Origin of the sequence: Gordonia liuliyuniae (assembly GCF_021738805.1) — a bacterium.
GTDB lineage: Bacteria > Actinomycetota > Actinomycetes > Mycobacteriales > Mycobacteriaceae > Gordonia > Gordonia liuliyuniae.
In genome coordinates, this window is the sequence record NZ_JAKKOR010000003.1 from 272,258 (window position 1) to 283,853 (window position 11,596).

9 protein-coding genes are annotated in these 11,596 nt (G+C 69.0%); 2 read left to right on the forward strand and 7 right to left on the reverse strand.

All coding sequences use genetic code 11. From position 1 onward, the window contains the following. Positions 1 to 4: 4 nt before the first annotated feature. Both L5G33_RS05255 and L5G33_RS05260 read right to left on the reverse strand, forming a co-directional pair. The gene (locus L5G33_RS05255; protein ID WP_236997100.1) at positions 5 to 1,099 is read right to left on the reverse strand and encodes a DUF475 domain-containing protein; all 1,095 of its coding nucleotides are present in this window, start codon (positions 1,097 to 1,099) and stop codon (positions 5 to 7) included. After that, positions 1,096 to 1,377, reverse strand: coding sequence for a hypothetical protein (locus tag L5G33_RS05260; RefSeq protein ID WP_236997101.1), 282 nt, complete (start codon positions 1,375 to 1,377; stop codon positions 1,096 to 1,098). Before L5G33_RS05260 ends, L5G33_RS05255 begins: the two co-directional genes overlap by 4 nt. 155 nt (positions 1,378 to 1,532) lie before the next feature. Here L5G33_RS05260 and L5G33_RS05265 point away from each other — a divergent pair, with 155 nt between their 5' ends. Then, on the forward strand, positions 1,533 to 1,877 hold the full coding sequence (locus L5G33_RS05265) for an RNA polymerase-binding protein RbpA (RefSeq protein WP_008376263.1): 345 nt from the start codon (positions 1,533 to 1,535) through the stop codon (positions 1,875 to 1,877). A 47-nt stretch (positions 1,878 to 1,924) separates the two neighbouring features. Here L5G33_RS05265 and L5G33_RS05270 read toward each other — a convergent pair whose 3' ends face one another. The 5 genes from L5G33_RS05270 to L5G33_RS05290 all read right to left on the reverse strand — a co-directional run bounded on the left by L5G33_RS05270 (position 1,925) and on the right by L5G33_RS05290 (position 10,212). After that, the gene (locus L5G33_RS05270) at positions 1,925 to 2,692 is read right to left on the reverse strand and encodes a polyprenol monophosphomannose synthase (protein WP_236997102.1); all 768 of its coding nucleotides are present in this window, start codon (positions 2,690 to 2,692) and stop codon (positions 1,925 to 1,927) included. Then, positions 2,689 to 4,353 (reverse strand): apolipoprotein N-acyltransferase, encoded by a 1,665-nt coding sequence (lnt, locus tag L5G33_RS05275; protein ID WP_372476861.1) that lies wholly within the window; start codon positions 4,351 to 4,353, stop codon positions 2,689 to 2,691. Before lnt ends, L5G33_RS05270 begins: the two co-directional genes overlap by 4 nt. Further along, positions 4,350 to 5,969, reverse strand: a complete 1,620-nt coding sequence (locus L5G33_RS05280) for an amidohydrolase (RefSeq protein WP_236997103.1) — start codon at positions 5,967 to 5,969, stop codon at positions 4,350 to 4,352. Before L5G33_RS05280 ends, lnt begins: the two co-directional genes overlap by 4 nt. A gap of 12 nt (positions 5,970 to 5,981) precedes the next feature. Beyond that, positions 5,982 to 6,515, reverse strand: coding sequence for an FxsA family protein (locus L5G33_RS05285; RefSeq protein WP_236997104.1), 534 nt, complete (start codon positions 6,513 to 6,515; stop codon positions 5,982 to 5,984). A gap of 82 nt (positions 6,516 to 6,597) precedes the next feature. Further along, positions 6,598 to 10,212 carry a cobaltochelatase subunit CobN gene (locus L5G33_RS05290; protein ID WP_236997105.1) on the reverse strand — a complete coding sequence of 1,205 codons (3,615 nt, stop codon included), beginning with the start codon at positions 10,210 to 10,212 and terminating at the stop codon, positions 6,598 to 6,600. 194 nt (positions 10,213 to 10,406) lie between these two features. Between L5G33_RS05290 and cobG the strand changes: the two genes are divergently transcribed. Beyond that, positions 10,407 to 11,567 carry a precorrin-3B synthase gene (gene cobG / locus L5G33_RS05295; protein WP_236997106.1) on the forward strand — a complete coding sequence of 387 codons (1,161 nt, stop codon included), beginning with the start codon at positions 10,407 to 10,409 and terminating at the stop codon, positions 11,565 to 11,567. The last annotated feature ends 29 nt before the right edge of the window (positions 11,568 to 11,596 follow it).

Sequence of the window (11,596 nt, forward strand, 5' to 3'; positions counted from 1 at the left end):
CCTGTCAGTCGGCGACCGGACTCGCCGACTGACGGGCCGCGTCGCGACGATTGGCCCAGATGCTCGACAGGGTCGCCGCACCGATGAACGCCACGCCGATCAGGCCGGTCACGATCTCGGGCACCTCGATGTTCTCGTCGACGCTCACCAGCATGATCACGGCGAGCGCGCCGATCGCCCAGTGTGCGCCGTGTTCGAGGTACCGGTATTCGGACAGCGTTCCGGCGCGGACCATGTAGACGGTGATCGAGCGGACGAACATGGCCCCGATGAAGCCGAGTCCGAGCGCGATCAGAATCGGGTCCGAGGTGATCGCGAAGGCGCCGATGACTCCGTCGAACGAGAACGATGCGTCCAGGACCTCCAAGTACAGGAACAGGAACAGGCCAGCCTTGCCGACGGCCTTGACCGCTTCGCTCGGCCCGGCGGAATCGTCGGGTTCATCCTGTTCGATGAGGCCGGTCAGACCGTTGACCACCAGATACGTGAACAGGCCGAGGATGCCTGCGGTCAACACCGACACGGTGGCATCGTCGGCGGCGAACTGAGCGGCGGTGACGAGAGCCGCCAGCGCGACGACGGTCGACGCGCCCGGAAGCCGTCCGAGGCGACCGAGCGGCCCTTCGATCGGGCTGAGCCAGGTGACGCCGGAGTCGTCGAAGACGAAGTCCAGGAACAGCATGATCAAGAACATGCCGCCGAATGCCGCGATCTGGGGATGGGCGTCGGTCAGCAGCGTCTCGTAGCTCGCGGATCCGTCCGCGAACGTGGCGGCACCGTCTGCCGGCGGATTCAGCGCGAGATCCATGGCGTCGACCGGGTTGAGGCCGGCGGTGGCCCACACGATGACGAGCGGAAAGAGCAGCCGCATGCCGACGACGGCGATGAGGATGCCGACGGTGAGGAAGATCTTCTGCCACATCGGGCTCATGCGTTCGAGGATGGTCGCGTTGATGACGGCGTTGTCGAACGACAGGGAGATCTCGAGGATGCCGAGAATCGCGCACAGCGCGACTCCCGACCAGCCCGCGTACAGGAATGCGACGACGAGCGAGAGGATCGTGACGACGAACGACGCGCCGAATACTCGCGCGATCAACGCAGACGCTCCGACTCTTCGGCGAGGCGCACCAGTTCGTCGGCCATCTCCTGCAAGGTCGCCGGATCGGCCCTCTCACCGATCGCGGTCCGGACATCTTGCGCCGCGCACCGCAGTGCGAACAGTCGGTCGCCGAGCGATTCGGCCTCGTCGGCGGACAGGATCAGAGCGTCGCCGGGAATAGCGGTGCCCGCTACGAGCGTTCTCTGTTCGTAGGCCCGTTGGCGGCAGGACCGCTTGCAATACTTCCGTCGGCGGCCTGACTCGGAGTCGACCATCTGTCGCCCACACCACGCGCATGCGTAGGGGCGCTTGTGTTGGGACGTCGATGACACTCCGTGGACGTTACTCGCTTGATCCGACGCGTCTGCGCGCCCACGCGCGGTGACGCGTAGACTGTTAGGGATCGACTGTCTGTTGAGAGGAACCATGAATGGCTGATCGAGTACTGCGCGGTAGCCGACTCGGAGCGGTGAGCTACGAGACCGATCGCGACCACGACCTCGCACCGCGGCGGATCGTCCAGTACCGCACCGACAATGGCGAGATCTTCGACATCCCGTTCGCCGACGACGCGGAGATCCCGTCGAAGTGGCCGTGCAAGAACGGTATGGAAGGCACCATTCTCGAAGGCGCCGAGCCCGAGGAGAAGAAGGGCAAGCCCCCGCGCACCCACTGGGACATGCTGCTGGAGCGTCGCTCCGAAGAGGAGCTTGAAGTGCTTTTGGCCGAACGACTGGACCTGCTCAAGCAGCGCCGTCGCGGCGGAACCGCATAAGAGAACACATTCCGAAGGCCCCGGCTCGCGCCGGGGCCTTCGGTGTGTCAGCGGCGGTGTGTGCCGAGGCGTCCCTGAATCCCCCAGCGCGCCACGCTGATGAACGATTCGGCGATCACGCCGCCGTCCATCTTCGATTCGCCGATGGCTCGCTCGGTGAACGTGATCGGGACCTCGCGCACAGTGAACCCATGCTGCAGGGTGCGCCAGGCGAGATCGATCTGGAAGCAGTACCCCGCCGACTCGACCTCGTCGAGTCCGATCTTCTCAAGCACTTCGCGACGGAACGCGCGGTAGCCCGCGGTGATGTCGTTGATCTTGGCGCCGAGAGCCAGGCGCGCATACGTGTTGGCGCCCTTCGACAAGAGCTCGCGTCGCTTCGGCCAGTTGACGAGCGCGCCGCCGGGGACGTAGCGCGAACCGATGACGAGGTCGGCGCCGTCGTTGATTCCGGCCAGCAGACGATGCAGTTGCTCGGGTGCATGCGAACCGTCGGCGTCCATCTCGACGATCACTCGGTAGTCGCGGCCGAGTCCCCATGCGAATCCGGCGAGGTACGCCTTGCCGAGACCGTCTTTGGCGGTGCGGTGCAAGACGTGGATACGGCCCGCAGAGTCCTCGCGTGCGAGCTGGTCGGCGACATCGCCGGTGCCGTCGGGGCTTGAGTCGTCGACGACGAGGAGGTGAATGTCGGTGAGTGCGGAGAACAGTCGCTCGACGATCAGCGGCAGGTTCTCGCGCTCGTTGAACGTCGGCACGACGACGAGGGCCCGGCCACCGTGCTCAGTGACCACGTTCTGATCGGTACCGCTCATCGTGCTCCTTCGTCTGGGCGTGCGGCAGTGTCGTGCCGACCGCTGTCCTCGTCCGCTAGTCGATTCCTTCCCCCGCTGATCGAGCGGAGCCGTGATCCACCGGCGAACATTTCGAGGCTAGTCGTTGTGCACAGCGCGTACAAAAATCCCGCGAGCAACGCGAGCAGCGCCACACGCTCGGGCCAGGCGCCTAACCAGACGGCCGGGGTGGTCCCGTCCCGCAGGTCCAGTGGGCTCTCCAGGATCGCCGGCTCGAACAGCCCGCTCTCGGTGATGATCGATCCGTCCGGGCGGATCAGCGCACTCAGACCGCTGGTCGACACCACGGCGACCGACCGTCCGGTCTCGACGGCACGCACCCGGGACATCGCCAACTGCTGGCTGCTCATGTCGGTGAGGCCGAACGTCGCGTTATTGGTCGGGACGTACAGGAACTGTGCGCCGTCGTTCACCGCCTGCCGCGGCGAGCGGTCGAAGGCGACCTCCCAACAGGTGGACACCCCGACCCGCACCTGCCCGTTCGGGGTGTCGGCGGTGAGGATGGCCGGGCCGGTGCCGGCTTGGAAATTGCCTGCGCGGTCGGCGTACGAGGAGAAGTGGCGGAAGAAGTCGCGCCACGGCAGGTATTCGCCGAACGGCTGGATGATGTGCTTGTCGTACCGGTCGGACGGCATCTGGTCGGCGACCCCGTCGGTCAGCCCCCACAGCAGGACGCTGTTGGTCGGCCCGTCAGGGTTCGGCATGAGCGTGCCGACTGTGATCGGGACGCCGGCAATGGTGACCGCAGTACGGATCTCGGCTGCCGCGTCCTCGTTCTGCAGAGGCGGGATGTCGGAGGCGTTCTCCGGCCACAGGACGAGGTCGGGTCGGCGACGTTCACCGCGTTGCACCTGTCGGGCCAGTTCCATCGTCTCGTTCACGTGGTTGTCGAGGACTGCGCGCCGCTGCGCGTTGAAGTCGAGGCCCAAACGCGGCACGTTGCCCTGAACGGCCGCCACCTCCAGCGTGGACGTCGAGTGCGTTCCGGGCGCACCGGTGCCCAACAGGACGCTGCCTGCGATCAACGGAACGATCAGCGCCGCGGCCGCCGCGGCCGCCCGCCGCCACGACCAGGAGCCCGTGCGCGCCGCCACTGCCGCGAGGACGAGCGATGCCGCGCCCGCGCCGACGAGCGCGACGAGGAACGACAGGCCTGGTACTCCGACGACGGAGGCAGTGGGCAGCACCAGGCCCGATGTCTGGCTGAACGCCGCCCTCCCCCACGGGAATCCGCCGAACGGAAAGGACGAGCGAACGGCTTCGACGCCCGTCCAAGCGATGGCGAACCAGAGCGGAGCCCACCGTAGGCGCATGGTGACCGTGGCGACGGCGCCGAATGCGGCCAGATAGAGTGCCATGATCACGGCAAGCGCGAGCCACGGCAGCGGACCGACGTACTCACCTATCCACGGGAGCAGCGGGACGAAGAACACCAGGCCGTACACGAGGCCGGTGAGCGCGCCAACTCGGATGCGGGGGCGCCCCACTCGCAGCACCGCGTAGAGGATGCCGAGTGATACCGGCGCAAGGAACCAGAGGTCGCGCGGCGGGAACGCCGCGAACATCAGTCCACCGCCGGCCGCAGCGCCGATCAGACGCCACGCCCAGGCGGGCAGACTCACGCAGTCGGCCGTTCGTACACGGTCTGGCCACCGATCACGGTGCGGACGCACTCGGGTAGACGCGCGCCGGGTGCGACGTCGGGCAACGCGGGGACCCGGGACCGCGGATCCGTCGACCAGCGCTGGACACCCTGGTGGGAGGCTGCGACGACCAATTCGTCGGCGTCCCACACCGCGTAGTGGGCCGGCGCACCGGGCACGAGCGTTCCGGTCAGGCCGTCGTTGACTCCGCCTGCCCGCCATCCGCCGCGTGTGCACGCGGCGAACGCCGCTCGTGGCGAGATGGCGTTGGTCGGGGTGTGGTGGTGGACGGCGGCGCGGATGGTCGCCCACGGGTCGATGTCGCAGACCGGGGCGTCGCTCGAGAACGCCAGTGCGACGCCTGCCCGGGCCAGTCCGGCGAAGTCGTTGAGAGTCGCGGCGCGTTCGCCGAGACGGTGTATATAGAGGGCGTCGTCGCCGCCCCATTCGTCGTCGAACAGCGGCTGCATCGATGCGATGACTCCGCAACGGGCGAACAGTTCGGCCTGGTCGGCGGTCACCATCTCGGCGTGTTCCAGACGGTGGGCGCACCGGGCGAGCGCAGCCGTGCCGAGTTCGTCGGCGACTGCGGTCATCGCGGCGGCGACGGCGGCGACGGCCCCGTCGCCGATCATGTGGAAGCCCGCCTGCACTCCGGCGAGGGTCGTCGCGCGCAGGTGCGCCGCGATGGTCTCCTCATCGAGGTAGCTGACGCCGTACTCACCGGGGGCGTCGGAGTACTCGTCGCGCAGCCACGCGGTGCGCGAGCCGATCGCTCCGTCGACGAACAGATCACCGCCGATCGCGTCGGCACCCATCGCCGACATCACGGCTCTGGCCTCTTCGAGGGTGCTGACCGGTTGCCCCCAATAGCGCCGGACCTGCACCGGATGGTCGAGGTCGGCGATCGACCGGAAGTCGTCGACGCCGCTGATGTCGGGGCCGCCGTTCTCGTGGACGACGACCACCCCGCGTGACGCGGCGTGGTCGAGCGCGGTCAGTTGGGCTCGGCGCCGCGCCTCCGGGGTGATGAGGGCACGTGCGGCGGCGCGGACGCGGTGGTGGGCGTCGGCCACGAGCGGGGTCTGCGGGTCGAACCCGGTGGCGGCCTCGATGCCGTGGACGAGCTCGCGCAGTGCGCTGGATGCGGCGGCCGAATGCTCGTCGACTCGCGCCAGGTAGACGGGGCGGTCCCCGGCCACCGCGTCGAGGTCGGCCGTCGTCGGCGGCAGCCCTTCGGCGTCCGAACCGTCCCAGGTCGACGAGTCCCACCCGAGCCCCCAGACGATCGCGTCGTCAGAGGTCTCCAGATGCGCGGCGAGCCGCTGCAGACAGTCGGAGCGGCTGGTGGCCCCGCTCAGGTCGAGTCCGGTGAGCCGCAGGCCGGTGTCGGTCAGATGGACGTGCGAGTCGACGAACGCGGGCGCCACGAAATGCCCGCCCAGGTCGACGATCTCCGCGTCCGGGTGCAGAGCGCGTCCCACGTCATCGGTTCCGACCCACACGACGATTCCGTCGGTGATCGCGAGGGCGGTGGCATCGGGGGCCGCAGGCGAGGAATAGACCGTCCCGCCGAGGAGCAGTTGAGTCGTCACACGACAATTGTGTCAGGGACGGGTGGCGGGCGGCTCGGGGAGGCCGGGCAAGTCGATGTAGACCGAGCCGTCGGGACGTCGCGCGGTGACGTCGACGACGTCCGACGTCTCGTCGACGACGCTGCCCTCGACGGTCCCGTCCACGTACCGGCCGCCCGGCGCGCGCCCACCGGGCACTCCTGCGACCAAGATCGACGCGCGGCGCATCATGCCCGCTTCCACGGCTGGCCGGAGGATCTTCCGCGCGGGCGGGGTCATCAGGAGCAATCCGACGACGGTGGACACGACTCCGGGCAGGACGGTGAACAGTGCGGCGCCCGCGAACAGGACGCTGTCGCCCGCCGGTCGGGCGTCGGTCGGTTCGCGGCGTGCGGCCCGTCGTAGGTCCGCGGTGAGTGTCCGCGCACGTCGGCCGAGGACTGCGAACCCGACGGCGGCCGCGCCGACGGTGATCAACAGCGCCCACCCGAAGTTGAGGAAGTGGGTGAGCGCCCAGAACGCCGCGATCTCCACGACGAGGTAGGCCACGATTGCGAGCCTGATCATTGCTTCGTCACTCTCCGATACACGAGGTGGTGTTCACTGGTGCAACGCCCAGCCTGCCCGAAGAGTTCCCGACTGGGACGAGTCAGTCCTCGGAGCGCCCTTCGATGTCACCTTCGGCTTCCAGGTACACCTGCCGCAACCGGTCGAGAAGTTCCGCGGGCGGCTCATGCCACATGCCGCGCTCGACCGCTTCGAGGAGCCGCTCGGAGATGCCGTGCAACGCCCACGGGTTGGACTGTTCGAGGAAGTCGCGGTTGGTCTCGTCGAGGACGTACTGCTCGGTCAACTGCTCGTACATCCAGTCGGCGACGACGTCGGTCGTCGCGTCGTAGCCGAACAGGTAGTCGACGGTCGCCGCCATCTCGAAGGCGCCCTTGTATCCGTGACGGCGCATCGCCGAGAGCCACCGTGGGTTCACCACGCGCGCGCGGAACACTCGCGACGTCTCCTCGTGCAGGGTGCGGGTGCGCACCGAGTCAGGCCGAGTCGAGTCACCGATGTAGGCCTCCGGATTCTCGCCGGTCAGCGCGCGCACGGTGGCGACCATGCCGCCGTGGAACTGGAAGTAGTCGTCCGAGTCGGCGATGTCGTGTTCGCGGGTGTCGGTGTTCTTCGCGGCGACGGCGATCCGCCGGTAGGCGGCGCGCATGTCGTCGACGGCGGCCACCCCGTCGAGGTCGCGGCCGTAGGCGTAGCCGCCCCACTCGGTGTAGACGGCGGCGAGGTCCTCGTCGGTCCGCCACTGTTTGGAGTCGATCAACTGCAACAGGCCCGCACCGTAGGTGCCGGGCCGGGACCCGAAGACGCGGGTCGTGGCGCGGCGGGCGTCACCGTGGTCGGCGACGGCTGCCCGGGCGTGCGCGGCTACATAGTTCCGGTCGTCGGGTTCGTCGGCGTCCGCGGCGAGCCGGACGGCGTCGTCGAGCATCGTGACCACGTGTGAGAACGCGTCGCGGAAGAACCCGGAGATCCGGATCGTCACGTCGATGCGCGGACGGCCGAGCTCGGCTAGTGGAACCAGTTCGAGCCCGGTGATACGGCGCGACATCTCGTCCCAGACCGGTGCGACGCCGAGCAGCGCGAGGATCTCGCCGACATCGTCGCCGGAGGTGCGCATCGCGCTTGTCCCCCACACCGACAGGCCGACCGACGCGGGGAACTCGCCGTGATCGTCGACATATCGCTCGACGAGCGAATCGGCCATCGCGCGACCGGTCTCGAACGCGAGTTGCGACGGGACGGCCTTCGGGTCGACCGAGTAGAAGTTACGGCCGGTGGGCAGCACGTTGATCAGACCGCGCAGCGGTGATCCGCTCGGACCCGCTTCGATGAACCCTCCGTCGAGCGCGTGGAGCACCTGGTCGATCTCGCGGGAGGTCTGGCGCAGTCGGGGAATCACCTCGTGGGCGGCGAACGCCAGGATCTTCCCGACCTGGTCCGGCTGCCCGTGGGATGCCGCGGCGACGGCGTCGTCCGACCAATCGCCTGCGGCGCACGCGGACACCAGGCCGCGGGCCGTCGCCTCGACCCGGTCGACGTCCCCGCGTGCCGACTCGTTCTCGGCGAGGCCAAGCGCTTCACGCAGACCGGGAAGCGTCTGAGATCCGCCCCAGATCTGCCGCGCCCGGAGCATCGCCAGCACCAGGTCGACCTCGGTCTCGGCGTCCGGCGCCTGTCCGAGAACGTGCAGGCCGTCGCGGATCGCCGCGTCCTTGATCTCGCACAGCCAGCCGTCGACGTGCAGCAGCATGTCGTCGAACACGTCTTCGTCGGGACGCTGGTCCAATCCGAGGTCGCTGTCCATCTTCGCGGCGGTCAGCAACGTCCAGATCTGCTGCCGGATGGCAGGCAGCTTCGACGGGTCGAGAGCCGAGATGTTCGCATGCTCGTCCAGGAGTTGTTCGAGACGTTCGATGTCCCCGTACGTTTCGGCGCGCGCCATCGGCGGGATCAAGTGGTCGACGAGTACCGCGTGCGCACGGCGTTTCGCCTGGGTGCCCTCGCCCGGATCGTTGACGAGGAACGGGTAGATCAGCGGCAGATCGCCGACAGCGGCATCGGTTCCGCAGTCGGCGGACATGCCGAGCGTCTTTCCCGGCAGCCATTCGAGATTGCCGTGCTTGCCGATGTGCACGATCGCGTCAGCGCCGAATCCCCAACCGTCGTCGTCGTTGCGGGACGCGAGCCAGCGGTAACTCGCCAGATAGTGGTGGCTCGGCGGCAGGTCGGGGTCGTGGTAGATCGCGACCGGGTTCTCCCCGAATCCGCGCGGCGGCTGCACCAGCAGGACCACGTTCCCGAACGTCATCGCCGCGATGACGATGTCGCCGTCGGCGTTGTGGGTGCGGTCGACGAACAGTTCCCCCGGCGGCGGCCCCCAGTGCCCGGTCACCGACTCCCGCAGCCCGTCGGACAGCGTCTGGAACCACGCCGTGTAGTCGGCCGCCGACACCCGGATCGGGTTGGCGGCGAGCGCCTCCTCGGTGAGCCAGTCCTGGTCCTGTCCGCCCGCGTCGATGAGCGCGTGCATCAACGCGTCGGGATCGTCGTCGTCGGGAGTTGCACCGAGTCCGGGAACGTCGCCGGTCACCTGATACCCGGTATCGGCCAAGGCTCGGAGGAGGTGGACGAGGCTGCGCGGCGTGTCCAGGCCGACGGCGTTGCCGATCCGCGCGTGCTTGGTCGGATACGCCGACAGCAGCAAGGCGACCCGCCGTTCGGCGGCCGGCAGGTGACGAAGACGCGCGTGACGGACGGCAATGCCCGCCACCCGCGCGCATCGTTCGGCGTCGGGCGCGTAGAACGGCAGGCCGTTCTCGTCGAACTCCTTGAACGAGAACGGGACTGTGATTATCCGGCCGTCGAACTCCGGCACGGCGACCTGGCTCGCGACGTCGAGCGGCGAAACACCGTCGTCCTGCGACGCCCAGTCCTCCCGCGACGACGTGAGACAGAGCCCTTGCAGGATCGGGATATCGAGCGCGGCGAGACGCTCGACATTCCATGCCTCGTCGTCCCCGCCCGCACCTGCCGTGGCAGGCTGGGTGCCGCCCGCCGCGAGCACGGTCACGATCAACGCGTCGAACGTTCCGAGGTGGTCGATCAGGTCGTCGTCAGCCGCCCGCAGCGACGCACAGAACACGGCCTCCGCCTCGGCGCCTGCGCTTTCGATCGCGGTGCAGAGCACGTCGACGTATTCGGTGTTCCCGGCGAGGTGCTGGGCGCGGTAGTACAGGACGCCAATGCGTTCGGGCCGCGCGGTGGGCGCGGTCGTGCGCTCGAGCACACCCCAGGCTGGTGTCTGCACCGGTGCCGCGAACCCGAGACCGGTGAGCAGGACCGTGTCGGACAGGAAATCGTGAACGGCGGCGAGGTTCGCATGGCCGCCTGCGACGAAATAGCTGTGGGCCTGTGCGGCGACCCCGGTCGGCACCGTCGACAGCGCCATGAGGTCGGGGTCGGGGTTGAGTTCGCCGGAGAGCACCACGACCGGGACCGGCTGCGCGAGAACAGTGTCGAGACCGTCCTCCCACGCACGGCGCCCGCCGAGGATTCGGACGACGACGAGATCGGCTCCGTCGACCAGTGAAGCGATCTCGTCGAGCAGAATGCGGCTCGGGTTTGCGACGCGGTAGTCGGCACCGCAGGTCGCCGCGGTGCGCAAGTCGGTATCGGATGTGGACAGCAGCGTGATCACTGATCGCTCCTAGCCGGGTTGGCGCGCCCGGCGTCGTTGGGACCGACCGGATGTCCCGGTCGAACGACATGGGTCTGGCTCGGGCCGCAAGCCTGCGACCCTCACAGTGGCGCGTCCGCGCCGGCTTCTCACCGGCTTCCACGTCGTTGGTTCTCGATCAGAGTATCGGCAGCGGTGCGGCCTACTCTGGAGAGGTGACTTCACCCGCAACCGGTCCCGCCCCCGACCGTTGTCCCGGCGTCTTCGCGACGCACAGCGCCCTCGACGGCGAACTGGCGCGTATCCGGGTGCCGGGCGGCGTCATCGGCGCGGCCGCTCTGGAGGCGATGGCCGACGCGGCCGACGAGTTCGGCGACGGCGGCATCGAGATCACCGTCCGCGGCAACCTGCAGGTGCGCGGGATCCCGACCGGTCGGGTCCCCGAGTTCGCCGCCGCGGTGACCGCAGCCGGCCTCGTGCGCGGGTCCGCGCACGACCGGGTGCGGAACATCGCGATGTCGCCGCTTACCGGCCGGGTCGCCGGCACAGCGGATCTGCGTCCGGTCGCGCCTGCGCTGCACGCCGCGATCGTCGACCGCCCGTGGTCGTCGGGGCTGTCGGGACGGTTCTGGTTCGGTCTCGACGACGGTCGCGGCGATGTCTTGGCGCACGGAACCGACGTGACCGGCGTGGCGCTCGACGGCGACCGTGCGGCAGTCGTCGTCGGTGGTCGTGCCGTGGGCGAACCCGTGCGCCTTGCCGGTCTCGCCGAAGCGATGGTCGCCGCCGCCGGCGTGTTCGTCGAAGTCGCCGACGGCGCGTGGCGGGTCGCCGACCTCGACGCCGACCGGACGGACACTCTCTACGCGCGGCTGGGCACCGGCGACACGGCGGTGCCGCAGGCTCGACATCCGGAGCCGCGAGTCGGCTGGTTCACGCAGACGGACGGCCGGGTGACGGTCGGCGCCGTGGTGCCGTTCGGTCGCCTGACCGCCGAACAGGCCCGCTACGTCGCAGCGATCGGGACTCCGGTCACGGTGACCCCTGAACGCGAGATCCTGGTGGGAGACCTCGACGACGCCGTCGCCGACACGGTGGTCCGTGTCCTGGCCCCGCTCGGTTTCGTCTTCGACGCGAGATCTCCGTGGACCGCGCTCACCGCGTGCATCGGCTCGTCCGGCTGCGGGAAATCGCTCGCGGACGTCCGCGGCGATCTGCGCAGCCGGGTCGCCGACCTCGATTCGGAGGTCGGCGCCCGAACGCCGGAACACTGGGTCGGCTGCGCGCGCGGCTGCGGCTCGCCGGCCCGCACCCATGTACGAGTGCTCGCATCGTCCGACGGCTACGTCCACGAGCGGCGCGACACAGCACGCTAGCGCCCACCCGAGACCCGCGACGACTTTCG